The organism is Methylobacterium sp. CCH7-A2, from assembly GCF_001557075.1.
In the GTDB taxonomy this organism is placed as follows: Bacteria; Pseudomonadota; Alphaproteobacteria; order Rhizobiales; family Beijerinckiaceae; genus Allobosea; species Allobosea massiliensis.
Genome location: NZ_LSKN01000095.1, coordinates 64,084 through 89,787, shown reverse-complemented (window position 1 = coordinate 89,787; position 25,704 = coordinate 64,084). Strand labels below are relative to the sequence as shown.

General features: G+C 69.1%; 28 protein-coding genes. 18 read left to right on the top strand and 10 right to left on the bottom strand.

Features of this window, described 5'->3' with window-relative positions; translation table 11 throughout:
* Window positions 1–173: 173 nt before the first annotated feature.
* Complete coding sequence (gene ggt / locus AX750_RS08105; protein WP_066716308.1) at window positions 174–1,736, top strand: gamma-glutamyltransferase; 1,563 nt, start codon at window positions 174–176, stop codon at window positions 1,734–1,736.
* 149 nt (window positions 1,737–1,885) lie between these two features.
* Here the strand turns inward: ggt and lepA are convergent, their stop codons facing one another.
* Both lepA and AX750_RS08095 read right to left on the bottom strand, forming a co-directional pair.
* The gene (lepA, locus tag AX750_RS08100) at window positions 1,886–3,691 is read right to left on the bottom strand and encodes a translation elongation factor 4 (RefSeq protein WP_066716225.1); all 1,806 of its coding nucleotides are present in this window, start codon (window positions 3,689–3,691) and stop codon (window positions 1,886–1,888) included.
* A gap of 55 nt (window positions 3,692–3,746) precedes the next feature.
* Window positions 3,747–4,532, bottom strand: coding sequence for a hypothetical protein (locus tag AX750_RS08095; protein WP_066716227.1), 786 nt, complete (start codon window positions 4,530–4,532; stop codon window positions 3,747–3,749).
* Window positions 4,533–4,738: 206 nt separating this feature from the next.
* Between AX750_RS08095 and AX750_RS08090 the strand changes: the two genes are divergently transcribed.
* Window positions 4,739–5,317: an XRE family transcriptional regulator gene (locus AX750_RS08090; RefSeq protein ID WP_066716228.1), complete on the top strand. Its 579-nt coding sequence runs from the start codon at window positions 4,739–4,741 to the stop codon at window positions 5,315–5,317.
* Between the two features lie 16 nt (window positions 5,318–5,333).
* A complete protein-coding gene (locus AX750_RS08085; protein ID WP_066716230.1) occupies window positions 5,334–5,867 on the top strand; it encodes a GNAT family N-acetyltransferase in 534 nt (177 codons plus the stop codon).
* A 6-nt stretch (window positions 5,868–5,873) separates the two neighbouring features.
* Here the strand turns inward: AX750_RS08085 and AX750_RS08080 are convergent, their stop codons facing one another.
* The 3 genes from AX750_RS08080 to hrcA form a co-directional block, all read right to left on the bottom strand.
* Window positions 5,874–6,122 (bottom strand): DUF3297 family protein, encoded by a 249-nt coding sequence (locus AX750_RS08080; RefSeq protein ID WP_066716234.1) that lies wholly within the window; start codon window positions 6,120–6,122, stop codon window positions 5,874–5,876.
* 94 nt (window positions 6,123–6,216) lie between these two features.
* Window positions 6,217–6,831, bottom strand: coding sequence for an ankyrin repeat domain-containing protein (locus AX750_RS08075; RefSeq protein ID WP_066716236.1), 615 nt, complete (start codon window positions 6,829–6,831; stop codon window positions 6,217–6,219).
* A 41-nt stretch (window positions 6,832–6,872) separates the two neighbouring features.
* Complete coding sequence (gene hrcA, locus AX750_RS08070; protein ID WP_066716238.1) at window positions 6,873–7,958, bottom strand: heat-inducible transcriptional repressor HrcA; 1,086 nt, start codon at window positions 7,956–7,958, stop codon at window positions 6,873–6,875.
* Between the two features lie 148 nt (window positions 7,959–8,106).
* Between hrcA and rph the strand changes: the two genes are divergently transcribed.
* The 5 genes from rph to AX750_RS08045 all read left to right on the top strand — a co-directional run bounded on the left by rph (window position 8,107) and on the right by AX750_RS08045 (window position 11,493).
* Window positions 8,107–8,823, top strand: coding sequence for a ribonuclease PH (rph, locus tag AX750_RS08065; protein WP_066716240.1), 717 nt, complete (start codon window positions 8,107–8,109; stop codon window positions 8,821–8,823).
* Window positions 8,824–8,986: 163 nt separating this feature from the next.
* Window positions 8,987–9,625, top strand: a complete 639-nt coding sequence (rdgB, locus tag AX750_RS08060) for an RdgB/HAM1 family non-canonical purine NTP pyrophosphatase (RefSeq protein ID WP_066716242.1) — start codon at window positions 8,987–8,989, stop codon at window positions 9,623–9,625.
* Window positions 9,622–10,821, top strand: coding sequence for a radical SAM family heme chaperone HemW (gene hemW, locus AX750_RS08055; RefSeq protein WP_066716244.1), 1,200 nt, complete (start codon window positions 9,622–9,624; stop codon window positions 10,819–10,821). The genes rdgB and hemW overlap by 4 nt, the downstream gene beginning before the upstream one ends.
* 52 nt (window positions 10,822–10,873) lie before the next feature.
* Complete coding sequence (locus AX750_RS08050) at window positions 10,874–11,164, top strand: type II toxin-antitoxin system RelE/ParE family toxin (protein WP_066716246.1); 291 nt, start codon at window positions 10,874–10,876, stop codon at window positions 11,162–11,164.
* Window positions 11,164–11,493: a HigA family addiction module antitoxin gene (locus AX750_RS08045; RefSeq protein ID WP_066716248.1), complete on the top strand. Its 330-nt coding sequence runs from the start codon at window positions 11,164–11,166 to the stop codon at window positions 11,491–11,493. The genes AX750_RS08050 and AX750_RS08045 overlap by 1 nt, the downstream gene beginning before the upstream one ends.
* A gap of 9 nt (window positions 11,494–11,502) precedes the next feature.
* Here the strand turns inward: AX750_RS08045 and AX750_RS08040 are convergent, their stop codons facing one another.
* A complete protein-coding gene (locus tag AX750_RS08040; RefSeq protein WP_245282342.1) occupies window positions 11,503–12,711 on the bottom strand; it encodes a penicillin-binding protein activator in 1,209 nt (402 codons plus the stop codon).
* Between the two features lie 190 nt (window positions 12,712–12,901).
* Between AX750_RS08040 and rsmI the strand changes: the two genes are divergently transcribed.
* Together rsmI and AX750_RS08030 are read left to right on the top strand one after the other, a co-directional pair.
* Window positions 12,902–13,822, top strand: a complete 921-nt coding sequence (gene rsmI / locus AX750_RS08035; RefSeq protein ID WP_066716250.1) for a 16S rRNA (cytidine(1402)-2'-O)-methyltransferase — start codon at window positions 12,902–12,904, stop codon at window positions 13,820–13,822.
* Window positions 13,819–14,199: a YraN family protein gene (locus AX750_RS08030; protein ID WP_066716252.1), complete on the top strand. Its 381-nt coding sequence runs from the start codon at window positions 13,819–13,821 to the stop codon at window positions 14,197–14,199. The genes rsmI and AX750_RS08030 overlap by 4 nt, the downstream gene beginning before the upstream one ends.
* A 17-nt stretch (window positions 14,200–14,216) precedes the next feature.
* On the opposite strand, the gene AX750_RS08025 is transcribed toward AX750_RS08030, so the two are convergent.
* Together AX750_RS08025 and AX750_RS08020 are read right to left on the bottom strand one after the other, a co-directional pair.
* On the bottom strand, window positions 14,217–14,549 hold the full coding sequence (locus AX750_RS08025) for a type II toxin-antitoxin system PemK/MazF family toxin (protein ID WP_066716254.1): 333 nt from the start codon (window positions 14,547–14,549) through the stop codon (window positions 14,217–14,219).
* 14 nt (window positions 14,550–14,563) lie between these two features.
* Complete coding sequence (locus AX750_RS08020; protein ID WP_082735018.1) at window positions 14,564–14,842, bottom strand: antitoxin MazE family protein; 279 nt, start codon at window positions 14,840–14,842, stop codon at window positions 14,564–14,566.
* A 180-nt stretch (window positions 14,843–15,022) separates the two neighbouring features.
* On the opposite strand from AX750_RS08020, the gene gshB reads away from it, so the two are divergent.
* Window positions 15,023–15,973, top strand: coding sequence for a glutathione synthase (gshB, locus tag AX750_RS08015; RefSeq protein WP_066716256.1), 951 nt, complete (start codon window positions 15,023–15,025; stop codon window positions 15,971–15,973).
* A 23-nt stretch (window positions 15,974–15,996) separates the two neighbouring features.
* On the opposite strand, the gene AX750_RS08010 is transcribed toward gshB, so the two are convergent.
* Together AX750_RS08010 and moeB are read right to left on the bottom strand one after the other, a co-directional pair.
* Complete coding sequence (locus AX750_RS08010) at window positions 15,997–17,715, bottom strand: hypothetical protein (RefSeq protein WP_066716258.1); 1,719 nt, start codon at window positions 17,713–17,715, stop codon at window positions 15,997–15,999.
* Window positions 17,716–17,784: 69 nt separating this feature from the next.
* The gene (moeB, locus tag AX750_RS08005; RefSeq protein ID WP_066716260.1) at window positions 17,785–18,564 is read right to left on the bottom strand and encodes a molybdopterin-synthase adenylyltransferase MoeB; all 780 of its coding nucleotides are present in this window, start codon (window positions 18,562–18,564) and stop codon (window positions 17,785–17,787) included.
* A gap of 188 nt (window positions 18,565–18,752) precedes the next feature.
* Here moeB and AX750_RS08000 point away from each other — a divergent pair, with 188 nt between their 5' ends.
* The 7 genes from AX750_RS08000 (at window position 18,753) to deoC (ending at window position 25,704) form a co-directional block, all read left to right on the top strand.
* Window positions 18,753–19,754 (top strand): BMP family ABC transporter substrate-binding protein, encoded by a 1,002-nt coding sequence (locus AX750_RS08000; protein WP_066716261.1) that lies wholly within the window; start codon window positions 18,753–18,755, stop codon window positions 19,752–19,754.
* A gap of 127 nt (window positions 19,755–19,881) precedes the next feature.
* On the top strand, window positions 19,882–21,414 hold the full coding sequence (locus AX750_RS07995; RefSeq protein WP_066716263.1) for an ABC transporter ATP-binding protein: 1,533 nt from the start codon (window positions 19,882–19,884) through the stop codon (window positions 21,412–21,414).
* Window positions 21,415–21,523: 109 nt separating this feature from the next.
* Window positions 21,524–22,624 (top strand): ABC transporter permease, encoded by a 1,101-nt coding sequence (locus tag AX750_RS07990; RefSeq protein ID WP_066716314.1) that lies wholly within the window; start codon window positions 21,524–21,526, stop codon window positions 22,622–22,624.
* 2 nt (window positions 22,625–22,626) lie between these two features.
* The gene (locus tag AX750_RS07985) at window positions 22,627–23,601 is read left to right on the top strand and encodes an ABC transporter permease (protein WP_066716265.1); all 975 of its coding nucleotides are present in this window, start codon (window positions 22,627–22,629) and stop codon (window positions 23,599–23,601) included.
* Window positions 23,602–23,604: 3 nt separating this feature from the next.
* The gene (locus AX750_RS07980) at window positions 23,605–24,024 is read left to right on the top strand and encodes a cytidine deaminase (protein ID WP_066716267.1); all 420 of its coding nucleotides are present in this window, start codon (window positions 23,605–23,607) and stop codon (window positions 24,022–24,024) included.
* 103 nt (window positions 24,025–24,127) lie between these two features.
* The gene (locus tag AX750_RS07975; protein ID WP_066716269.1) at window positions 24,128–24,940 is read left to right on the top strand and encodes a purine-nucleoside phosphorylase; all 813 of its coding nucleotides are present in this window, start codon (window positions 24,128–24,130) and stop codon (window positions 24,938–24,940) included.
* The gene (deoC, locus tag AX750_RS07970; protein WP_066716270.1) at window positions 24,940–25,704 is read left to right on the top strand and encodes a deoxyribose-phosphate aldolase; all 765 of its coding nucleotides are present in this window, start codon (window positions 24,940–24,942) and stop codon (window positions 25,702–25,704) included. Before AX750_RS07975 ends, deoC begins: the two co-directional genes overlap by 1 nt.

Here is a 25,704-nt window from a genome sequence, read left to right as displayed (position 1 = left end):
CGGCCCGTGTGGAACCCATTGCAGGGCCGCAGCGCGCCGGTGGCGCTTGCCAAATCCGCCCGGCTGGGCGAGTGCGGTCTAGAGAGCCGGCATAACCCGGCCGAGCCTCGGGAGACGACGACGTGAGCCAGCCGAACCAGCGCGATTTCGAACTCCCCGGCCGTTCGGTGGTGATGGGCCGGCGCGGCATGGCCGCGACCTCCCACCCGACCGCGACGCTCACCGCGATCAACATCCTGCAGGCCGGCGGCAATGCGATCGACGCCGCCGTGGCGGCCTGTGCCGTGCAATGCGTGGTCGAGCCGGGCTCGACCGGAATCGGCGGCGATTGCTTCGTGCTGATGGCGAAGGGCGGCAGCGACGAGGTCCTCGCCTATGACGGCTCGGGCCGGGCGCCGGCTGCGGCGACGCTCGACTGGTATCGGGAGCATGGCTTCAGCGAGATTCCGCGCCAGTCCCCCCATGCGGTGACGATTCCGGGCTCTGTCGAGGCCTGGGCGACCCTGATCAAGGACCATGGCCGCCTGAGGCTGGCGCAGCTGCTGAAGCCCGCGATCGATCTGGCGCGGGACGGCTATGTCGTAGCGCCGCGCGCCGCTGCCGACTGGGCCGGGCAGGCCGCGCTGATGGCGAAGGACGAGCCGACGGCGCGCGTCTTCCTGCCCGAGGGCCGGGCGCCGCTGGCCGGCGAGATCCACCACCAGAGCGAACTCGCGGCGACGCTTCAGGCCATCGCCGACAAGGGCGCCTCGGCCTTCTACGAGGGCGCGATCGCGCAGGACATGGTCGACCGGCTGCGCGAACTCGGCGGCCTGCATACGCTGGAGGATTTCCGCGAGGCCAAGGGCGGCTATGTCACGCCGATCAGGACCCGCTTCCGCGGTCATGACGTGTTCGAGTGCCCGCCCGCCGGCCAGGGCGTGATCGCGCTGATGATCCTCAACATCCTCTCGGGCTTCGAGCCGGGCGACGACCCGCTCTCGGCCGACCGGCTGCATATCGAGATCGAGGCGGCCAGGCTCGCCTATTCCGTGCGCGACGCCGTGCTGGCCGATCCGAGCCAGAGCGACGTGCCGCTGGACTGGCTGCTGTCAGAGGAGCTGGCGGCGCAGCTGCGCAGCCAGATCGACCTGAAGCAGGCGATCAAGGAACTGCCGAGCTTCCCGCCCACCGAGGTGGAGCATGCCGACACGGTCTATATCAGCGTCGTCGACGGCGACGGGATGGCGGTGAGCTTCATCAACTCGGTGTTCCACCCCTTCGGCGCCGCGCTGGTCGCGCCGAAGAGCGGCGTGCTGCTGCAGAACCGCGGCCAGGGCTTCGTGCTGAAGCCCGGGCACCCCAACGCGATCGCGCCGCGCAAGCGCCCGCTGCACACGATCATCCCCGGCATGATGCTGCGCGACGGCAAGGTCTGCCTGTCCTTCGGCGTGATGGGCGGGCACTACCAGGCGATGGGCCACGCCCATCTGATCAGCAAGCTGCTCGATTACGGGCTCGACCTGCAGAGTGCGATTTCGCTGCCGCGCGTCTTCCCGCGCCCGGGCCAGACCGCGATCGAGGCGGAAAAGACCGTGCCGGCCGCCGTGCGCGCCGAGCTGGAGCGCCGCGGCTTCGTCTTCACGGCGCCGGGCGCGGCGATCGGCGGCGGCCAGGCGATCGCGATCGATCCCGTCACCGGCGCGCTCTCGGCCGGATCCGACCACCGCAAGGATGGCTGCGCGCTGGGCTGGTGAGTTCGGGGCAACAGACCCGCGCCGTCATGCTCGCCCTCGTGGCGAGCATCCACGTCTCGAACACCGGCCTGTATCGAGGAAGACGTGGATGGTCGGGACAAGCCCGACGATGACGGAACCGCCCCAATAGCTGAGTGGCGATCAGCCGCTCAGCTGTCCATCTTGAGCGCGGCGATGAAGGCTTCCTGCGGGATTTCGACCTTGCCGAACTGCCGCATCTTCTTCTTGCCTTCCTTCTGCTTCTCCAGAAGCTTGCGCTTGCGGGTGGCGTCGCCGCCATAGCACTTGGCCGTGACGTCCTTGCGCAGGGCGCGGATGGTCTCGCGTGCGATGATCTTGCCGCCGATCGCCGCCTGGACGGGAATCTGGAACATGTGCGGCGGGATCAGGTCCTTCAGCTTCTCGCACATGGCGCGGCCGCGGGCATCGGCGCGGGTGCGGTGGACGAGCATGGAGAGCGCATCGACCGGCTCGGCATTGACCAGGATCGACATGCGCACGAGGTCGCCCTCGCGATAGTCGGTGATGGCGTAATCGAAGGAGGCGTAGCCCTTCGAGATCGACTTCAGCCGGTCGTAAAAGTCGAACACCACCTCGTTGAGCGGCAGGTCGTAGACGACCTTGGCGCGGGCGCCGACATAGCCGAGATCGATCTGCAGGCCGCGACGGTCCTGGCAGAGCTTGAGGACGGAGCCGAGATACTCGTCCGGCGTGAAGATGGTGGCGCGGATCCAGGGCTCCTCGATCGCCTCGATCTTCATCACATCCGGCATGTCGGCCGGGTTGTGGAGTTCCAGCGTCGTGCCGTCGCGCAGCCGCAGATGGTAGACGACCGAGGGTGCGGTCGAGATCAGGTTGAGGTTGAACTCGCGCTCCAGCCGCTCCTGGATGATCTCCAGATGCAGCAGGCCGAGGAAGCCGCAGCGGAAGCCGAAGCCGAGCGCGGCCGAGGTCTCCATCTCGTAGGAGAAGCTGGCATCGTTCAGCCGCAGCTTCGCCATGGCGCCGCGCAGCAGTTCGAAATCGGCGGCGTCGACCGGGAAGATGCCGCAGAACACCACTGGCTGAACCGGCTTGAAACCCGGCAGCGGCTCGGCGATCGGCTTGCGGTCGTCGGTGATGGTGTCGCCAACGGCGGTGTCCGCCACCTCTTTGATCGAGGCGGTGAAGAAGCCGACCTCGCCGGGGCCGAGTTCCTTGACCTCCTGCATCTTCGGCTTGAACACGCCGACGCGGTCGACGCCATAGGCGGCGTTGGCGCGCATCATGCGGATGGTCATGTTCTTCTTCAGCACGCCGTCGATGATGCGCACCAGCACGACCACGCCGAGATAGGCGTCATACCAGGAATCGACGAGCATGGCCTTGAGCGGCGCATCCGCATCGCCCTTGGGGGCCGGCAGCTTGGCGACGATCGCCTCCAGCACGCCCTCGATGTTGAGGCCGGTCTTGGCCGAGATCGGCACCGCTTCCGAGGCGTCGAGGCCGATCACGTCCTCGATCTGCTGCTTGATGCGCTCCGGATCGGCCGCCGGCAGGTCGATCTTGTTGAGGACCGTGACGATCTCGTGGTTGGCGTCGAGCGCCTGGTAGACATTGGCCAGCGTCTGCGCCTCGACGCCCTGGGAGGCATCGACGACCAGCAGCGAACCTTCGCAGGCCGCCAGCGAGCGCGAGACCTCATAGGCGAAGTCGACATGGCCGGGCGTGTCCATCAGGTTGAGAACATAGTCCTTGCCGTCCTTGGCCTTGTAATCCAGCCGGACGGTCTGCGCCTTGATGGTGATGCCGCGCTCCTTCTCGATATCCATCGAGTCGAGGATCTGCTCGCTCATGTCGCGGGCCGCGACCGTGCCGGTCTGCTGGATCAGACGGTCGGCGAGCGTCGACTTGCCGTGGTCGATATGGGCCACGATCGAGAAGTTGCGGATGTTGTCGAAGGTGCGGGTGCTCATGCGCGGGCCATAGCAGCGAAGCCCCAGCGCGCCAAGGGTTTGCCGCAGACCCCGGCTATTCCGCCGCAGCCATTCGCAACGGCCCCGGGGCGGCTTCCTGCGCCCAGGTCAGGGCGCGGTAGTCGAAGCCGGCTTCCAGCGTCGGCTTCACCACGGCGAAATAGGGCGAGATGTCGAAGTCGCGCGGCATGTAGAGCGAGTGGTGGCGGATATGCAGGATTTCCTCGAAATCCGCCTCCTCCATCGCGCGGGCATATTCGATCGTCGGCAGTACGGGATAGCGCGCCGCCTCGAAGGCCTGGGCGATCAGCGTCGAGCAGATCGCCCGCGTCGGGTCACCCGAGCCCAGCGCGATCATGCGCCGACGCCAGGATTTCGGCGCCCAGGGCAGCGGGATCAGCCAGCGCATCAGATCGAGAATGTTCTTGAGATCATACTGGGTGCCGAGCCGGCCGAGGACATAGTCGACCACGACCTCGCACCCCTCCTCGTCGAGCGCCTGCGGACGGCAGATGCGGGTGCCGAAGGCGCCGTACTTCGACAAGGGCGAAAGCACGCAGCCGACATCCATCTCGACCTCGGCCAGCACGAGCGGCTCGCCATCCTCCGAGACCTGCCCGGTCTCGCCGACATAGAGCGCGGCATGGGACCAGGTCGACTGCGTCAGGTACTTGATCGCGGCAGAGACCTTCATGCCGCCCTCGACCAGCAGCACGTCGCCGGGGCGCAGCGCGGAGCGCAGTCTCGCCAGGGCCTTCTCGTCGGAAGCGCGCGGCTCAGCCCTGCCGCGGGTGATGAAGCCGACGACGGCTCTTCCAAGCCACTCCAGACCTCGATTCATGGCCGTTCCCTCGACCAGCGCCCTTCTGGGCGTCGTTCCCCGCATATGAAAGCAGGGCTTCCCTGCCGCTTTGCAAAGATCGGCCCCGTCGCTGGCGGCAAGCTGGAATCGTGGTGAAATCCGCGTTGACGCGCGGGGCCGGGCGGGAAGGCGACGGCGATCGGTAAGACACTTGATTTCCGATATAATAGAAATATTCTCTCTTCATGGATTCTGTGAGCGACATTGATCTCGACCGCCGTCTCGGCGCCCGCATCAAGGGGCTACGCCAGAGCCGCGGCCTGACGCTCGACCAGCTCGCGGAACGCTCGGGCGTCAGCCGCGCCATGATCTCGCGGGTCGAACGGGGGGAATCGAGCCCGACGGCGGCGCTGCTGGACCGGCTCTGCGCCGGGCTCGGCGTCCTGCTCTCGGCCCTCTTCCGCGAGGAGGCGCAAGGCGGCCCGCTGGCGCGGCGAAGCGAGCAGCCGGTCTGGACCGATCCCGACAGCGGCTATGTCCGGCGCAGCGTCTCGCCCGCCGGGACCGGCTCCCGGATCGAGATCGTGGAGGTCGAGATGCCGGCGGGGGCGCGCGTCCTGCTCGAAGCGCCGCGCGGTGGCTTCCGGCTCGACCAGCAGCTCTGGCTGCTGGAGGGCGAGCTCAGCCTCACCGTTGGGGGGAGCGAGCATCGGCTGGCGGCGGGAGACTGCCTCGCCATGCTGCTCGACGGGCCGATCGCCTTCCACAATCCGGGCGAGGTCCCGGCACGCTATGCGGTGGTGCTGACCGCCGCCGATCTCTGAGACGGACCGAAAGCCCATGACACAGGACGATGCGATCACAGTCGAGCCGCTCAATGCGCAGGCCGCGCGAGACGCGATCCCGGCCCTGGCCGGTATTCTCGCCGATGCGGTCGAGAACGGGGCCTCGGTCGGCTTCATGAACTGGAACGGGCTACCCGACTATGCCGCGTTCTGGACCGGCGTCGCGGCCGAGGTGGAGGCGGGCCGCACGATCCTGTTCGTCGCGCGGCGGGGCGCGGAGACCCTCGGCACGGCGCAGTTGCAGCTCATCGGCAAGCCGAACCAGCCGCATCGTGCCGAGATCGCCAAGGTGCTGGTGCATTCCCGCGCGCGGCGGCGCGGCCTCGGCGCGGCCCTGATGCAGGCGGCAGAGGCGGCGGCGCGACAGGCCAAGCGCGATCTGCTGGTGCTCGACACCGACGAGAACGGCGCGGCGCGCCGGCTCTACGGCAAGCTGGGCTGGACCGAACTCGGCACGATCCCGCGCTTCGCGCTGATGCCCGACGGCCGCGACTGCGGCTCGACGTTCTTTTACAAGGATCTGCGCTGAGGCAGCTCAGCCCTCCGCAGGCTTGCGGAAATAGGGCTCGACCTCGCCCTTGAGCTTCACCGTCATCGGGTTGCCGAAGCGGTCCTTGGCGTTGCCGGCGGTCAGGCGCACCCAGCCTTCGCTGATGCAGTACTCCTCGACATTGGTCTTCTCGACACCCTTGAAGCGGACGCCGATGTCCCGCGACAGCAGCTCCTCGTCATAGAAGGGGCTGTTGGGGTTGGAGGAGAGGCGGTCGGGCAGCGTGTCGGTCATGGCGGAAGCCTTAGGGAAAAGCGTGTCGGAGGGCGGCCGGGCCGCGTTGGCGCACAGGTAGCGCGATCCGGCGGCGATGCCAAATCGCAGGCGCTCAGCGGCCGCCAGCCTGTTCGATCAGGCGCGCGATCGCCTGCTGGCCCCGCTGTCGGGCATGAGCCAGCGGCGTCACGCCGTCCCTGTCCGCGAGGCTCGGATCGGCACCCGCATCGAGAACCAGCCGCGCGACCTGTTGGTGGCGCGGGCCGCCATCGCCCAGAATCACGATCTCCAGCAGGCAGGTCCAGCCGAGATCATTGACGTGATCGAGGTCGATGCCGCTGGTCAGCAGCAGCCTGACCGCCTCGACATGGGCGCGCTCGCAGGCGGGGATCAGCGCATTGCCGCCATAGCGGTTGCGGATCGACAGATCGGGCTTGCGTGGCAGCATCGCGGCGATGATCTCGGCCCGGCCCAAGGCTCCCGCGAGCAACCAGGGCGTGTCGCGATTGGCGGCCTGGGTGTTTGGGCTCGCCCCGGCCTCGAGCAGGATCTTCGCGACGGAGACATGATCGCCGGCGACCGCGCGCAGCAAGGCCGACCGGCCCCCAACATCCTGCGCCTCCAGCGGCGCGCCGGCCTGTAGCAGGCGAACAACCTCGTCGACGCGCCCCGAGGCCGCGGCCTCGATCAAGGCTGGGCCCGAAGCGAGGGCGGGACCGACCATCATCACCACTCCGAGCACGAACCCGCACCAGGACGGGACCGGCCTCACCGCGCCCCGTCCAGCAGGCGGCCGACCACCTTGGCGGTGTAATCCACCATCGGCACGATGCGGGCATAGTTCAGCCGGGTCGGGCCGATGATGCCGACGACGCCGACGATGCGCTGCTCGGCGTCGCGGAAGGGCGCAGCGACCATCGAGGAGCCGGACATCGAGAACAGCTTGTTCTCGGAGCCGATGAAGATGCGCACGCCGTCGCCGGCCTCGGCGCGCGCCAGCAGGTCGATGACGTCGGTCTGGGTCTCGAGATCGCCGAAGAGCAGGCGGATGCGCTCAAGGTCCTCCTGCGCCTTGAGGTCTTCCAGCAGATTGGCCTGGCCGCGCACGATGAGGTGGCGGTCGGAACTCGGCCCCGAGGAGGTGGCGATGCCGCTCTCGACCAGCCGCGCGGTCAGCGAGTCGAGTTCGCGCTCCATCTGCTCGCGATGCTGGGCGATCTCGGCGCGCAGCTCGCCCAGCGTCTTGCCGAGGTTGCGGGCGTTGAGGAAATTCGCGGCCTCCGTCAGCGCGGAGGCCGGCAGGCCGGGTGGCAGGCTCAGGAGCCGGTTCTCGACCGTGCCGTCGTCGGCGACGAGCACGACGAGCGCGCGCGTCGGGTCGAGGCGGACGAACTCGATATGCTTCAGCCGGGCATTGGCCTTGGTCGTCACGACGACGCCCGCGCCACGCGAGAGGCCCGAGAGCAGGGCCGAGGCTTCGGTCAGCGTGCCGTCGAGCGTGCGGCCGGTGGCGGCGGCCTTCATCTGCGCCTCGATGCGGGCGCGTTCCTCGGCGGTGAGGTTGCCGACCTCCATCATCGCATCGACGAAGAAGCGCAGGCCTCTTTCCGTCGGGAGACGCCCCGCGGAGGTGTGGGGGGCGTAGATCAGCCCCGCCAGTTCGAGATCGGTCATGACGTTGCGCACCGTCGCCGGCGAGAGCGACATCGGCAGCAGACGGGCGATGTTGCGCGAGCCGACCGGCTCGCCGGTGGCGAGGTAGCCGTCGACGATCTGGCGGAAGATCTCGCGCGAGCGCTGATCGGTCTCGATCAGTCCGCTGGCGGTGTCGGGACGCGGCGTGTGGGCGCTCATCTGCGGCGAAACGGCTTTCTCGGCATGGGCTTATTGTTGATCCGGACCGGCGCCCGATCAAGCGAAAACGCGTGCGACCCCTGTCCGCCTTGCCGCACCCGCGGCGACCGCCTACAAGCCGCCAACCCCGAACAATCAGGATATCGCCATGCGACCCTCGAAACGCGCCGCAGACGAAATGCGCAAGGTCACGCTCGAACGCGGCGTCGTGCGCTATGCGGAAGGCTCCTGCATGGTCTCCTTCGGCGAGACGAAGGTGCTCTGCGCCGCAACCGTCGAGGAGAAGGGCCCGCCCTGGCTGCGCGGCACCGGCAAGGGCTGGGTCACCGCCGAATATGCGATGCTGCCGCGCGCCACGCATGAGCGCAATCGCCGTGAGGTCACCTCCGGCAAGCCGTCCGGCCGCACGCAGGAGATCCAGCGGCTGGTCGGGCGCTCACTTCGCGCCGTGGTCGACCTGACCGCGATCGGCGAGCGCCAGATCGTCGTCGATTGCGACGTGCTGCAGGCCGATGGCGGCACCCGCACGGCCTCGATCACCGGCGCCTGGGTGGCGCTGCACGACGCGCTGAAATGGATGGAGGCGCGCTCGATGCTGAAGGGCTCCAACCCGCTGAAGGACCATGTCGCGGCGATTTCCTGCGGCATCGTCGCCGGCAACCCGGTGCTCGACCTCGACTATGTCGAGGATTCCGGCGCGCAGACCGATGCGAACTTCGTCATCACCGGCTCCGGCGGCCTGGTCGAGGTGCAGGGGACGGCCGAGGGCGCGCCCTTCTCCGAGGAGGAGCTGATGGCGCTGATGCGGCTCGCCAAGGGCGGGGTCAGCAAGCTCGTGGCGCTGCAGAAGGCGGCGGTGGCCTGATCCCAACCGTCATTCCGGGGCTTCGCGCAGCGAAGAGCCCGGAATCCATGACCACTGTCTTCTCCGGATATGGCGCAAACCTTTTAAACGAGCTGGCCATGTGTTCGACTGTTCACAACCTGTATTCATGGATTCCGGGCTCGCTCCTACGGAGCGCCCCGGAATGACGGAACAACACCGTATCCTCACCGGCAAGGTCGTGATCGCGACCCACAACAAGGGCAAGCTCGTCGAGATGCGCGAGCTGATGGCGCCGTTCGGGATCGAGCTGGTCTCGGCCGGGGACCTCGGCCTGCCCGAGCCCGACGAGACCGGCTACATGTTCTCCGAGAACGCCGCGATCAAGGCGCATGCGGCGGCGACAGCCTCCGGCCTGCCGGCACTGGCCGACGATTCCGGGCTCTGCGTCGATGCGCTGGACGGCGCGCCGGGCCTGTTCTCGGCCAACTGGGCCGGGCCGGGCAAGGACTTCAAGCCGGCGATGGCGCGCGTGCTCGCCGAGATGGCCAAGCGCGGTGCAACGGCGCCGGAGCAGCGCAAGGCGCATTTCGTCTCGGCGCTGGTGATCGCCTGGCCGGACGGCCATGAGGAGCTGTTCGAGGGTCGCGTCCATGGCCGCATCGTCGACGCCCCGCGCGGGACGGGCGGCTTCGGCTACAATCCGATCTTCCAGCCCGACGGCTACGACGTGACCTTCGCGGAGATGACCAGCACCGTGAAGAGTGGCGTAGATGACGCGCTGTCGCATCGGGCCAAAGCCTTCAAGCTGCTGGCGTCCGCCTGCCTCAGGGCTCCGGCGTGAGCGGCGCGGCCGCCCTCGCGCCGACCTCCCCGATCCTGCATCCGACTGCGGATGCGGGCTTCGCCGTCTATGTGCACTGGCCGTTCTGCCTGGCCAAATGCCCCTATTGCGACTTCAACAGCCATGTCCGGCTGCAGCCGCCCGACCAGGCCCGCTATGTCGCGGCTTTCCGGCGCGAGATCGCCCATCGGGCCGCGCTGGCGCCGGGGCGGACCGTCACCTCGATCTTCTTCGGCGGCGGCACGCCCTCGCTGATGGAGGGCCGCACCGTCGGTGCGATCCTCGACGCCATCGGCGAGGCCTGGGCGATCGACCCGCATTGCGAGGTCTCGCTCGAGGCCAACCCGACCAGCGTCGAGGCCGGGCGCTTCGCCGATTTCAGGGCGGCCGGCGTCAATCGCGTCTCGCTCGGCGTGCAGGCGCTCAACGATGCCGATCTCAAAACGCTCGGGCGGATGCATTCGACGCGCGAGGCGCTCGACGCCGTCGCGATCGCGCGCCGCTACTTCGAGCGCTATTCCTTCGACCTGATCTATGCCCGCTCGCCGGAGCAGACGCCGGCCGCGTGGCGGGCCGAGCTGGAGCTGGCGATCAGCCATGCCGCCGAGCATCTCTCACTCTACCAGCTCACGATCGAGCCCGACACGATGTTCGAGCGGTTGTTCAAGGCCGGCAAGCTCGCCGTGCCGGACCATGAGGCGGGCGCTGCGCTCTACGAGATCACGCAGGAGATTACGGCCAAGCATGGCCTGCCGGTCTACGAGATCTCCAACCATGCTCGTCCCGGCGCGGAATGTCGGCACAACCTCGTCTACTGGCGCTATGGCGAATATGCCGGCATCGGCCCCGGCGCGCATGGGCGGCTGGTGACCGACGAGGGGCGGATGGCCCATTCGACCGAGAAGCGGCCCGAGGCCTGGCTCGAGCGCGTCGAGGCGGAAGGCCAGGCGCTCATCGAGAACGAGCGGCTCAATGCCGAGGCGCAGGGCGACGAATATCTGCTGATGGGGCTGCGGCTGGTCGAGGGCATCGACCCCGCCGTGTTCAGGGCGCTGTCAGGCCGCGCGCTCAACGAGCGGCGGGTGACCAGCCTCGTGCTCGACCGGCTGCTCGTCCGCAAGCCCGGCGGCAAGCTCGCCTGCACGCCGGAGGGCGCGCTGGTGCTGGACGCGGTGGTGGCGGATCTGGCGGCGTAAAGCGTAAAGCCTCGCTTTACGAAGCGAGGCCGGGCTGTTATATGGTCCGGCAATGCGGATCCGGAATGTCAGGCACAGGGGCTTGCGCCGGCTGGTCGAGGCGGACGATGCGTCGGGCCTTCAGCCGCAGGTCGTCGACAAGCTCCGCAAGATGATCGCCTTCCTGCAGGACATGCAGGGAGCTGACGAGCTTCGTATCTTTCCGAGCTGGAAGGCGCACCTGCTGACGGGCGACCGGAAGGGTGTCTGGAGCCTGTTCGTGACGAAGAACTGGCGCCTGACCTTCCGTATCGAACAAAACGACATCGAAATCATCGATCTGGATTATGAGGATTACCACTGATGGATGATGAAACCGCTCCCCGGGAGGGCTACCGGCTGAAAGCCCCGCCGCATGTCGGAAGCTTCCTCAAGACCGAAATCATCGAGCCCGCCGAATTGTCGGTGACGGCAGCCGCGGCCGTTCTGGGCGTCACGCGCCCGGCCCTGTCCGCCCTCCTGAACGGGCGCGCTGCGCTCTCCGCAGAGATGGCGCTGCGTTTCGAGAAGGCCTTTGGGCTGTCCATGGACACGCTGATGCGCATGCAGAACAGTTTCGACATCGCCCAGGCGCGCAAGCGCGCGGGCAGCATCGACGTCAAGCCCTTCGTGCCTGCACCGAAAGCCGCCTGACGACGGCGACTACTGCGTGCGCGGCCCGAGATCGCGCGGGGCGGCGTTGACGGTGACGATCTGGCCGTTGCGCAGTTCGAGCACGGCGAGGCCGCGGTCATTCTGCCCGTCGGGGCGGAAGCGGAAGACGCCGTCGGCGCCCGCGAAGCCCGAGGCGTTGGTCAGCACCGATTCCGAGAAGCGCTGCGACCCTTGCGTGCGCGCCAGCGCGGCCGCCAGCGAGACCGCGTCATAGGCGAGCGTCGCGGTGCGGGTCGGGGCGCTGTTGAACCGCGTCTGATAGCGGCCAGCGAAGGCGTTGAAGCCGGCGGTATCGGGCGAGGCGAACCAGCCGCCCTGGATGGCCGGGACGCGCGCGACATTGGCGTCGTTCCAGACGCCGGTGCCGAGCGGCTTGACCTTGGCCGGGTCATAGCCCGCCTGCTGCAAAGCGAGGCCGAGCGCCGGCATGGTGTCGGCGGCGGCGGGCACGAACAGCGCATCGGCCTGCTGCAAGGCCGGAACCAGGCGCTTCGCCGCAGCGGCCATGGAATTCGAATCCGGCGAGAAGCGCTCGATCACGACGACGCGGCCGCCGCGTCCGGCGACCGCCTGCTGAAAGGCGGCCTCGACGACCTTGCCATAGGCGGTGTCCGGCACGAGGGCGGCGAAGGATTTGCGGCCCTGCTGCGAGGCATAGGCGATGACGCGGTTGACGTCGTTCTCGGGCGGGAAGGACAGCAGATAGATGCCGCGGCCGGCGACATTGGTGTCGCTGGAAAAGGCGATGACCGGGCGGTTGGCAGCGCGCGCGACCTGGCCGGCGGCCTGAACGGACGGTGCAAACAGCGGGCCGATGATGAGTTCGGCGCCCTCGGCGATCGCCTCCTGCGCGGCGGCCTGCGCGCCCTCGGGCGTGCCGCGGTCATCCTTCACCAGCAGCGTCAGATCGGCATTGGGGAACTCGGAGAGCGCCATCTCGGCCGCATTCTTCAGCGAATTGCCGACGACGGCGCCCTGGCCTTCCGCGGTCAGCGGCAGGATCAACCCGACCTTGACCTTGCCTGTGCCAATCGTCTGACCCGTGGGCTGAGCGGGCTGCGCCTGCGGCGAAGCGGCATCGAAGCCCGGCAGCCCGCTCGGCCCGCCACTGCAGGCCGCCAGCGACAGGCAGGCGAGCGCCGCCAGCGAGGTCAGGCTGCGGCGGCTGATCGGTTCCCTGAGCGGATGACGCGACACGGGCGATCTCCAGATCTCGCTCCGGACGGCAGCAGGCCCGCCCGGCGTTACAGTCCCCCGACCGTGGGGATTCTCCTGCCAGTGCGGCAGGGTATTTTCAAGTTGTTAACTCTGAGTTGCGGCCGCGGGCGAAGGCGCTGTCCGCCCGCGCGGATGGCGCAGCGGCGACGGCTGTGGCAGGTTCGCGGCCATGTCGACGCCGACCCCTGCCCCCGCCGCGCCGCGCGCCCCCAGCTACACCGCCTTCGGGATCAAAGCGGAGGCGGAAGCGCTGGCGCCTGGGTTGCACATCGTCGCGACACCGATCGGCAATCTGCTCGACATCTCGTTTCGCGCGCTGGCGACGCTGGCGGCGGCGGATGCGATCCTGGCGGAGGACACGCGGACCTCGAAGACGCTGCTGGCGCATTACGGCATCTCGACGCCGCTCTACCCCTATCACGAGCATAATGCCGAGCAGATGCGGCCCAAGATCCTCGGCAAGCTGCGCGAGGGCGGCAAGCTCGCCCTGATCTCCGATGCGGGGACACCGCTCGTCTCCGACCCCGGCTACAAGCTGGTGGCGGAGGTCGTCGCGGAGGGGTTGCCGGTCACCGGCATTCCCGGCCCCTCCGCCGTGCTGGCGGCGCTGGTGCTGGCGGGCCTGCCGACCGACCGCTTCTTCTTCGAGGGCTTCCTGCCGCCCAAGGCGGCGGCGCGGCGGGGGCGGCTGACCGAACTCGCCGCCATTCCCGGGACGCTCGTCTTCTTCGAATCGCCGCGACGTCTGGCCGAGATGCTGTCGGATGCGGCGGCCGTCCTCGGCGAGCGCCCCGGCGCCGTCGCGCGCGAGCTGACCAAGTTCTACGAGACCGTGCGGCGCGGGCCCCTGTCGACGCTGGCGGCGCATTACGACGGCGAGGAAGAGGCGCGCGGCGAGATCGTCGTCGTGATCGGCCCGCCCGGCGCCGAGACGGAAGCGGCTGCCGGCGACGCAATCGGCGAGCGCCTGCGGATCGCGCTCGCCGAGCTCTCGCTGAAGGAAGCGGTCGCGCAGGTCGCGGCCGAGACCGGCCAGCCGCGGCGCAAGGTCTATGCGCGCGCGCTGGAGCTGACGCGCGAGACGCCGTGACGGGCGAGGCCCGCAGCCGCCGCGCCCGCCGCTCCGGCGTCACGGGGCGGCGCGCGGAGTGGCTCGCGATCCTCTGGCTCGGCCTGAAGGGCTATCGTCCACTGGCGCGGCGCTTCGGCGGCAAGGGCGGCGAGATCGACCTGGTCATGAAGCGCGGCCGGACCATCGCCTTCGTCGAGGTCAAGGCGCGCGGGGCGATGGACGAGGCCCTGATCGCGATCACCCCCGAAAAGCACAGGCTGGTCGAGCTGCGGATCCGCCAATGGCTGGCGCAGAACCCCTGGGCGATGGCGCATCACCTGCGCGCCGACGCCGTCTTTCTCGCTCCTTGGCGCTGGCCGCGCCATGTGCATGCGGTGGCCGAATTGGGGTTGTAACCCTCACGTCGCTGCGATCAGAGGTCGTCGGCCGCGCCGATCAACGAGGTCAGCATCAGCGTGAGTTTGGCCAGTTGTTCGGGCTCGAGTGAACCCATCACTGTTCCAACCTTGTTGCGAGTGACCGCCATGACCTTGTCCGCCATGATGTCCGACGGGTGGCGCAGGCCGTTGCGCGGCGAGGGATCGACGGGCAGGCGATACAGCGGCAGATCACGCCGGTTCGTCGTCGACAGGCAAACCAGGACGCTGTCCGTGGCAGGCAGCCGATCCGACTGGATGACGATCGCTGGCCTCGGTTTGCCGTAATCGCCCGGAAGCGCCACGGTGACGACATCCCCCCGTTTCAACGCAGCCAGCCGGCTCAGGATCGCCTCAGCTTGGCGGAGCCGGGAGGTGGCCCCTCCGGCCCCCAGTCATAAGGCTCCAGGTTCCAATCAGCCGTCGCGGCCTCGATGAAGGCGAGCGTCTCGGTCTCTTCCGGAGCGCCCCGCAGCAAGGCCGCCTGCCGTGCCGCTTCCTCGGCGAAGCCGGGCGCGTTGACGTCGGGCACCCAGATCCGCAGCAGCTTGAGCCCTTGCTTCTTTTTGGCGGCGCGGTAGCGGGCGAACTTGCTTTGAACGGCGCTCGCTGCGCGGGACATTGTGGCCTCCAATCGCCGTGGCGACGATGCCGATGACGGTAGCGCGCTACCCGGATGCGGTCAATCTGGCGACCGGATGCTCATCGCCTCGCCGGCATCACGCCGGCCATGCGGTCACGCCCCCTTGCCGATGCGGGGGAGACCGGTCGATAAGGTCGCTCCAGAACCGGAGCGCACATCATGACCCTCAGCGTCGCCATCCAGATGGACCCGATCGAGCGCCTGCGGGTCGCCGGTGACACCGGCTTCGCGCTGATGCTCGAGGCGCAGGCGCGCGGGCACACGCTGTTCACCTACACGCCCGACAAGCTGTCGATGCGCGACGGCAAGGTCACGGCGCCGATCCGCCCGGTCACGGTGCGCGATGTCGAGGGCGACCATTTCACGGCCGGTGCCGAAATCCGCACCGATCTTTCGACGCTGGACGTCGTCCTCCTGCGGCAGGACCCGCCCTTCGACATGGCCTATGTCTCGACCACGCATATGCTGGAGCGCATCCACCCGAAGACGCTGGTGGTCAACGACCCCTTCCATGTCCGCAATGCGCCGGAGAAGATCTTCGTCACGCATTTCCCGGAGCTGATGCCGCCGACGCTGATCACCCGCGACAAGGCCGAGATCGAGGCCTTCCGCGACGAGTTCGGCGAGATCGTGATGAAGCCGCTCTACGGCCATGGCGGCGCGACCGTGTTCAAGACCAGCAAGGACGATCCGAATTTCGGCTCGCTCTACGATCTCTTCGCCAATCTCTTCCGCGAGCCCTGGGTCGTGCAGGCCTTCATCAAGGAGATCTCTGAGGGCGACAAGCGCATCATCCTGATCAATGGCGAGGCGGCGGGGGCGGTCAACCGCGTGCCGGCGGTCGGCGATCTGCGCGCCAACATGGTGCGCGGCGGTGCGGCGCGGCCGACCGACCTCTCGCCCAAGGAACTCGAAATCTGCGAGGCGATCGGGCCTTCGCTGCGCGAGCGCGGCCTGCTGCTCGTCGGCATCGACGTGATCCATGGCAAGCTGACCGAGATCAACGTCACGGCACCGACAGGCGTACGCGCGATCAAGAAGCTCGGCGGACCCGATCTCGCGGCACAGCTCTTCGACGTGATCGAGAGCAAGGTCTCGGCGCGCGGCTGAACGCCGGGTGCGCGTCAGCCGCCTCAGCCCTTGACGAAGCCCTTCCAGCAGGGGCCGAGCGCGATCTCGCGACGGCCCGCCATGGCCGGCTGATAGACCCGGTGCAGCGCTTGGTTGGCGATTGTCACCGGGCAGAGCGGCAGCAGGATGAGATCGGCCGCGGCGACCGCCGCCAGCGCCTCGGCGTCCGGCTCCGGCACGGCGCGGAAGGGATCGGCCCCGATCGCGATGTGGCGCACGCTGGAGCGCCCCATCAGCGCCGGGAAGGGGTTGACGAAGTTCAGGCTCATGATGGTGCCGAATCGCGTGCCGGTCAGCGCCTCATGAGCGAGGATCCCGGCAATGCCGGCGTCGATCGCCATCAGCCAGCCGAGCTGGAAATCGAGTTCGGAATAGAGCGTCTGGCTCGGCAGGATCTGCTGGGCCGCGATGGCCTCGTAGGTGTCGGTCGAGGCGGCGTAGATCGCCTGCATCTTGCCGGCCCGGCCGACCACCTCGACATGCTGCGAGACGCGCCCGAGAGCGCCGAGATGATCGTTGGGCAGGGCGATGTAGTTGCTCTGGGCGAGCAAAGTACGGCCCGCGCGCTGCAGAACGGTCATGGCGGGCGGGATCGCGGTCGCGGCCACCAGTGCCAGCACCAGAAAGCGCCCGGGCCGAGCGTCCTGCACCCGGCGCAGCAGGATCCGCAGCAGCACCGGCCAGGCGAAGACGAAGGCGAGCCCGCCGGTGTTCTGCGTCTCCAGGAACAGTCCCGCCGCCATGGTCACGGCGAGCCAGGCCTCGTCCCGGTCGCAGAGCGCGTGGAGGGAGGCGGCCGACCGCTCCCGCACGAGGCGGCGTAGCCCCTGCACCCACTCGCTGCGGCCGGTCCAGGCCAGAGCGAGGACCAGGGCGCCGCCTGCGGCGACGATGTCGAGATGCAGCGAACCGGCCTGCAGGAAACGCGGCAGGATGCCGCCCGCATTGATGCGCAGCAGCGCGAGGATACTCTCCGCATAGGCGCTGACAAGGCCGCCGGAGAGTTCCAGGCCGGCCAGGACGAGCAGACCGCCGAGGGCCGCGAACAGGCCGAGGCGCCAGTCGAGGCGCCCCGCCAGCAGCCCATAGGCCAGGACCAATCCCCCGGCGAGGAAGCCCGTGATCTTGATCAGCAGCAGCGCCAGCATGCACCAGAGCAGCACGCCGGCGCGAAGCGTTTGGCCCGGCAGGACGAAGAGCCCCGAGACGAGCACATAGAGCACGATGCTGGCCTGACGGTTGTAGATGCCGAAGCCGTCGAGCCCGGGGAAGAGCGAATGCTGCTCGACGTTGAGCGGCAGCATCTGGAAGACGAGATAGGGCAGCAGCAGACCGAGCGCGAGCCGCCGCGAGCGCCGGTCCGCCGCGATCAGCACCAGCGCCATGGGCGGTGCCGTGATCAGAAACAGCGACCATTGCGCCGTCAGGAGCGGGTGCGCTTGCGGGAAAAGCCGGTCGAGACCGGCATAGAGCCAGTAGCCAAGCGGACCGACCGGCGTCAGGAAATCGAGCAGCGGAACCTGCCCCTCGGCGATGCGCCGCGCCGCGTCGACATAGAGCACGAGGTCCCAGTACATCGCCCCGAGCGGCAGGACGAGCGGACGCGTCAGAAGCCAGATGCAGAGCAGAAGAGCGGCGGCGAGCAGCAGCAGGGGCGCTGAGGCGATGCGCCGTCCGGCCGCGCCGGCCGACGCGGCGCGCAATGGTTCCTCAGCCAGCATTGGCACCCTCGCCTGCGCCTCTCCTGCAACCGGCGATAGCGGCGACGGGTTAATACTCTGCTGAGGCAGCTAGTGGGTGCCCGTGCCGTTCAGGCTGTTGGTCTCGTCCCAGCCATAGCGCATCGTCTCGAACCGCATCGTCAGCGCATCGACGAGCAGGAGCTTACCGACCAGCGGTTCGCCGAAGCCGGTGATAGCGCGAATGACCTCCAGCGCCATCAGCGAGCCCATCACGCCCGGCAGCGCGCCGAGGATGCCGGCCTCGGCGCAGGTCGGGACCGTGCCAGGAGGCGGTACGTCCGGGAACAGGCAGCGCCAGGTCGGGTTCGGGCGGCCGTCGGGGCCGGTCTCATGCGCCCGGATCGTCGTCAACGAACCGTCGAAGCGTCCGAGCGCGGCCATCACGACCGGCTTGCGCTCGTGGAAGCAGGCGTCGGAGACGGCATAGCGGGTGGCGAAATTATCCGAGCCTTCGGCGACGACGTCGTAGAAGGCGATCAGGGTGCGGGCGTTGTGCGGGTCGATCCGGGTGACGTGCTCCTCGACCTCGACATGCGGGTTCAGCCGCTTGACGAAGGCCGCTGCCGCGACCGCCTTGTGCGCGCCGATGTCGTCCGTGCCATAGATCGTCTGTCGCTGCAGGTTCGACAGCGAGACGGTGTCGTCGTCGACGATGCCGATATGGCCGACGCCCGCCGCGGCGAGATACTGGATCAGCGGCGCCCCGAGGCCTCCAGCACCGACGACCAGCACCCGGGCGCGCTTGAGCTTCTGCTGGCCGGGACCGCCGATCTCCGGCAGCACCAGATGGCGCGCATAGCGCTCGACCTCGTCCTCGTTCAGGCTCATGGCGCAAGGGTTAGGCCGATCGCGCTCGCGGGGCAATCGCGCCCGCGGCAGGGCCGGACCCCGGCTGCGGCATTGCAGCGCCTCGGGCGATCCGGCGCCCACCGCCGTCTTGGCCGCGCCCGAAAGCCATGCCATCGTGTCGCCAGACGGGGCGGGCAACGCCCCCGGACATCGACAGGGGAAGTTCCATGCAGCTCAAATCGCTCGCGCTGGCTCTGGCCGGCGTCGCCCTTTCGGCCGTCGTCGCGATGGCGCAGGCGCCGATCAAGCCGGCAATCGTCTATGACAAGGGCGGCAAGTTCGACAAATCCTTCAACGAGGGTGTCTTCGCCGGCGCGGAGAAGTTCAAGACCGAGACGGGCGTCGATTTCCGCGACTTCGAGCCGACCAACGACGCGCAGATCGAGCAGGCGCTGCGCCGCTTCGCCCGTGACGGCCATTCGCCGATCATCGCGGTGGGCTTCTCGCAGGCGACCGCGCTGCAGAAGGTCGCGGCCGAGTTCCCGGCGCTGAAGTTCACCATCATCGACATGGTCGTTGACCTGCCCAACGTGCAGTCGGTCGTGTTCAAGGAGCATGAGGGCTCCTATCTCGTCGGCCTGCTCGCCGGCATGGCGTCCAAATCCGGCAAGGTCGGCTTCGTCGGCGGCATGGACATCCCGCTGATCCGGAAATTCGCCTGCGGCTATGTCCAGGGCGTCAAGGCGGCCAAGAAGGATGCCGAGATCTTCCAGAACATGACCGGCTCGACGCCGGCCGCCTGGAACGACCCGGTCAAGGGCGGCGAGCTCGCCAAGTCGCAGATCGACCGCGGCGCCGACGTGATCTACCACGCTGCCGGCGGCACCGGGATCGGCGTGCTGCGGGCCGCGGCGGACGCCGGCAAGCTCGGCATCGGCGTCGACTCCAACCAGAACGGCCTGCAGCCCGGCAAGGTGCTGACCTCGATGCTCAAGCGCGTCGACGTCGCCGCCTATTCCTCCTTCAAGGCCGCCCGCGACGGCAGCTGGAAGCCGGGAATCTCGGTGCTCGGCCTCAAGGAGGACGGCGTCGGCTGGGCGCTGGACGACGCCAACAAGGCGCTGATCACGCCCGAGATGAAGGCCGCCGCCGACAAGGCCCGTGCCGACATCATCAGCGGCGCAGTCAAGGTCCACGACTACATGTCGGATTCGAAGTGCGCGGTGTGAGGCCTTTGGCGTCGCGCGACAACGGGACGTCATTCTCGGGCGGAGCGACGCGCAGACCCGAGAATCTCCGGCAAGAGATGCTCGGGTCAGGCCCGAGCATGACGCTCTGGCTTGACGCTTTCGCGTCATGACGGCCCCTGCGCCCGCCATTGCGCTGACCGGCATCTCGAAGCGGTTCGGGCCGGTGCAGGCCAACCGCGACGTGTCGCTTTCGGTCGCGACCGGCTCGATCCACGGCATCGTCGGCGAGAACGGCGCCGGCAAGTCGACGCTGATGTCGATCCTCTACGGCTTCTACGAGGCCGATGCGGGCGAGATCGCGGTCGGTGGCCGGCCCTGCATCATCCGCACACCGGCCGACGCGATCGCGCTCGGCATCGGCATGGTCCACCAGCACTTCATGCTGGTGGAGACGCTGAGCGTCGTCGAGAACGTCGTGCTCGGCGCCGAGGGCGGCGCCTGGCTCAGCGGCGGCGTCAAGCGGGCACGGGCGGAACTGGCGCGGCTCTCGGAGCAGTACGGCCTCGCGATCGATCCCGACGCCATCGTCGGCGATCTCTCGGTCGGGCTGCAGCAGCGCGTCGAGATCCTCAAGGCGCTCTATCGCGGTGCGCAGATTCTGATCCTCGACGAGCCCACGGCCGTGCTGACGCCGCCGGAGGCCGACCAGCTCTTCGCCCTGCTGCGGGCGCTGCGGGAGCAGGGCAAGACCGTCATCCTGATCACCCACAAGCTGCGCGAGATCATGGCGATCACCGACCGCGTCTCGGTGATGCGGCGCGGCGAGATGGTCGCGCATCTGGCGACGGCCGAGACCTCGCCGCCGGAGATCGCCGAGGCGATGGTCGGCCGGCGCGTGCTGCTGCGCGTCGAGAAGGAGGCGCGGCCGCGCGGCGCGAAGGTGCTCGAGGCGGTCGGGCTCGACATGGTCGATGCGCGCGGCGTGGCACTGCTCTCAGGCATCGACCTGACGCTGCATGAAGGCGAGATCGTCGGCATCGCCGGCGTCGCCGGCAACGGCCAGAGCGAGTTGCTCGAGGTGCTCGCCGGCCTCACCCAGCCCTCGCGCGGCGTCATCCGGCTGAACGGGCAGGTGCTGACTTCGGCCGACCGCAACCCGGCGCAGCTGCGCAAGCTCGGCCTGATGCATGTGCCGGAGGACAGGCTGCGGACCGGGCTCGTCACCGCCTTTCCCGCCGCGGAGAACGCGATCCTCGGCTATCAGGACGATGCCGCGCTCGGCCCCGGCCCCTTCCTGTCGCCGGCGACGATCACAGAGCGAGCGCGGGAGACCTTCGCCGCCTATGACGTGCGCCCGCCGGACCCAGGCCTGAAGACGGCGAAGTTCTCGGGCGGCAACCAGCAGAAGATCGTGCTCGCCCGCGAGATCGAGCGGGCGCCGAAGGTGCTGCTCGTCGGCCAGCCGACGCGCGGCGTCGATATCGGCGCGATCGAAGCCATCCATCGCCGGCTGATCGCCCTGCGCGATTCAGGCGTCGCGATCCTGCTCGTCTCGGTCGAGCTCGAGGAGGTGATGGCGCTGTCCGACCGGATTCTCGCCATGTGCGGCGGGCGCATCACCGGCGAACGAATGGCCGGCGAGGCCGACGAGCGCGATCTCGGGTTGCTGATGGCGGGCGTGACAGGAGAGGCGGCGTGAAGGTGCGGCCTGCGCAACGAACGTCATGCTCGGGCTCGACCCGAGCATCTCTTGCCGGAGATTCTCGGGTCTGCGCTTCGCTTCGCCCGAGAATAACGATGGGTTCGCCATGAGCGCCGCCCCCATCGAACTGCCGCGCTGGGCGGATACGGCGCTGGTTCCGCTGGTCTCGGTCGCGGCGGCGCTCGCCGTCTCCGGGCTCGTCGTGATCGGCATCGGCGAGAGCCCGCTGGAGGCGACCGCGCTCCTGTTGCGCGGCGCGCTCGGCTCGGCCGAGGGCATCGGCTTTACGCTCTACTACACGACGAATTTCATCTTCACGGGGCTGGCCGTGGCCGTCGCCTTCCATGCCGGGCTGTTCAACATCGGCGGCGAGGGACAGGCGACGATCGCCGGCATCTTCGCCGCCCTGGCCTGCCTCTGGCTCGCCCCGCTGCCCGGCCTGCTGCTGGTGCCGCTGGCGATCCTGGCAGCGGCGGCGGGCGGGGCGCTCTACGGCTTCATCCCCGGCTGGCTCCAGGCGACGCGCGGCAGCCATGTCGTGATCACCACGATCATGTTCAACTTCCTGGCGGCGACGCTGACCGTCTATCTGCTGGTGGAAGTGATCGGCAAACCCGGCTCGATGCAGCCGGAGACGCCCGAATTTGCCGCCCATGCGGTCCTGACCCCAATGCACAAGCTCCTGGCGCCGCTGGGCATCACCCTGCCCTCGACGCCGCTGAACAGCGCCTTCCTGCTGGCGCTCGCCGCGCTCGTCGCCGTCTGGGCGCTGATCTTCCGCTCACGGCTGGGCTATGCGATCCGCACCGTCGGCGCCAATCCGAGGGCCGCGGCCTATGCCGGCATCTCGCCCGCGCGCATCACCATGGTCGCCATGGCGATCTCGGGGGCGCTCGCCGGCGGGCTCGCCGTCAACGAGGTGATGGGCGTGCAGCACCGGCTGCTGCTCGATTTCACCGCCGGCTACGGTTTCGTCGGCATCGCGGTGGCGCTGATGGGGCGCGGGCACCCGGTCGGCGTGGCGCTGGCGGCGCTGCTCTTCGGCGTGCTCTACCAAGGCGGGGCGGAGCTCTCCTTCGACAAGCCGAGCATCACCCGCGACATGGTGGTGGTGATCGGCGGGGTCATCATCCTCTTCGCCGGCGCCCTCGACGGGCTGTTCCGGCGGGCGGTGGCGGCGCTGCTGCGGCCGGGGCGGGCGGCCTGACCATGGACGCGATCGCCACCATCGCCGTCATCCTCGACTCCGCGATCCGCCTCTCGGTGCCGCTGCTCTGCGCCGCCATGGCGGGCCTCTGGTCGGAGCGGGCGGGCGTGGTCGATATCGGGCTCGAGGGCAAGATGCTGGTCGCCGCCTTCGCAGCCGCTGTAATCGCCGCGCAGAGCGGCTCGGCCTGGGCGGGGCTCGGTGCCGGCATCCTCGCCTCCGTGATGCTGGCCCTCGTTCACGGCTTCGCCGCGATCACCTGGCGCGGCAACCAGATCGTCTCCGGCGTCGCCATCAACATGCTGGCGGCGGGGCTGACCGTGATCCTCGGCAATGCCTGGTTCGGGCAGGGCGGGCGCACGCCCACGCTGGAGGGCGCCGCGCGCTTCGGCGAGATCACCCTGCCGTTTGCGCAGACGCTGCGGGAGCAGATCCCGGGCTTTGGCCTGATCTATGACGAGGTTGTCTCCGGCCAGTCCGCGCCGGCCTATCTCGCGCTGTTGGCGGTCGTTCTGACGGCCCTGGTGCTGAAGCGCACCCGTTTCGGCCTGCGGCTGCGCGCCGTCGGCGATAACCCGGCGGCTGTCGACACCGCCGGCATCTCGGTGGCCGGGCTGCGCTATGGCGCCGTGATCATCTGCGGGGTGCTGTGCGGGCTGGGCGGGACCTATCTCGCGGTCTCGCAATCGGCCGGGTTCCTGCCGCACATGACCGCCGGCAAGGGCTTCATCGCGCTGGCGGCCGTGATCTTCGCGAACTGGCGGCCCTGGCCGGCGCTCTGGGCCTGCCTGCTCTTCGGCGGGCTCGACGCGGTCGCGATCCGTTTGCAGGGCGTGGCGCTGCCCGGAATCGGGCAGGTGCCGGTGCAGGCGATCCAGGCGCTGCCCTATCTGATGACGGTGATCCTGCTGGCCGGCTTCATCGGCAAGTCGACGCCGCCCAAGGCCGCCGGCCTGCCCTATGTGAAGGAGCGCTGAGCCATGGCCACGAGCCCGGAGCCGATCGATTTCGAGGCGCTGTTCGCCGCTGCGGCGCGGGTGCAGACCTTCGCCCACGTTCCCTATTCGCGCTTTCGCGTCGGCGCGGCGATCCTCGGCGAGGACGGCGTCGTCTATCCCGGCTGCAATGTCGAGAACGCCGCCTATCCGTCCGGGAGCTGCGCCGAGCAGGGCGCGATCTCGGCGATGATCGCCGGCGGCGGCCGGCACATCCGGGCGATCCTCGTCCTCGGCGACGGCGACGAGCTGGTGACGCCCTGCGGCGCCTGCCGCCAACGCATCCGCGAATTCGCCGCGCCGGAGACCCCCGTCGCGATCGCGGGGCCAGGCGGCATCCGCCAAATGTTCTCGCTGGCGGAGCTGTTGCCGGCCTCCTTCGGACCGGACAATCTGCGCCGGTGACGGACGGCCGCGTCTCGAAGGAGGCTCCACAGCGCACTGGACCATCCTTCGAGACGCCGCTACGCGGCTCCTCAGGATGAGGGCCGAACGGGATTGTAACGGAATGAGCACCGACACCGCCTTCACGGAAGCCGCCCAAGCCGTCCGCGCCCATGGCGCGACCGGCCCGATCGACTGCGCCATCGTGCTCGGCACCGGGCTCGGCGGGCTCGCCGACCAGCTCGTGGATGCGATCCGCATTCCCTATGCCGCGATCCCCGGCTTTCCGGCGGGCGGCGTCTCCGGCCATGCGCGGCAGCTCTGCATCGGCCGGCTCGAAGGCAGGACGGTGCTGATCTATCAGGGCCGGGCGCATTACTACGAGGGAGGCGACCCGGCGGTGATGCGGGTGCCGCTCGGCATGCTCGGCGAGCTCGGGGCGCCGCCGCTGATCCTGACCAATGCCGCCGGCTCGCTGAAGCCGCAGATGCCGCCCGGCAGTCTGGCGCTGATCACCGACCATATCAATCTGAACGGGCCGAACCCGCTCGTCGGCGATTCCGGCGACGGGCGTTTCGTGCCGATGGTCGACGCCTATGACCCGGCGCTTCGGGCGGGCCTGGCGCGCGCCGCGACGGCCGAGGGGCTGTCGCTGGGCGAGGGCGTCTATATGTGGTTTTCGGGCCCGAGCTTCGAGACGCCGGCCGAGATCCGGATGGCGCAGGTGATGGGCGCCGATCTCGTGGGCATGTCGACCGTGCCCGAAGTCATCCTGGCGCGGCGGCACGGCTTGCGCGTCGCGGGGCTGTCGATCGTCACCAATATGGGCGCGGGCCTGCATGGCGGGGCGCCCCATCACGACGAGACCAAGGACGTGGCCGGCCGGGCTGCCGCCGACCTCGCCCGCCTGCTGCGCGCTTTTCTGAGGAGCCTGTGATGCCGGCACCAAGCATCGCGACCGCCCGGCGGGCCTTGGCCCTGCTCGACCTCACCGATCTCTCCGACAATGCCGACGAGGCGGGGCTGGCGGCGCTGTGCGCACGCGCCGTCGGGGCGCCGGGGCCGGTCGCGGCGATCTGCATCTGGCCCCGTTTCGTGGCGCAGGCGCGCACGATGCTGGGGCGGGCGCCCGTCAGGATCGCGACGGTCGTGAATTTCCCGCAAGGCGAGGCGACGGGCGCGGACGTGCTGGCGGAGACGCAGGGCGCGGTCGCGGCGGTAGCCGACGAGATCGACCTCGTGCTGCCCTGGCGCGCCTTCCTGGGCGGTGACGCGGCGGGGGCCGAGGCCATGGTCCGCGCCGTAAAGGACAGCTGCGACGGCCGGACGCTGAAGGTCATTCTCGAAACCGGCGAGTATCCCGATCTCGACCGGGTCCGCGCTGCCTCCGAACTCGCCATCGCGGCGGGGGCCGATTTCATCAAGACCTCGACCGGCAAGACCGCCCATTCGGCCAGCCTGCCGGCGGCCCGGACGATGCTGGAGGTGATCGCGGGGAGCGGCCGGCCGGTGGGCCTGAAGCCGTCCGGCGGCATCCGGACGCTCGCGGATGCCGCGGGTTATCTGGAGCTGGCCGACGCGATCATGGGGCCGGACTGGGCGACGCCCGAGACCTTCCGCTTCGGCGCGAGCGGGCTGCATCAGGTGCTGGTCGACGCGATCGCGGGCGAGGCGTCGGGCACGGCGAGCGGGTCCTACTGA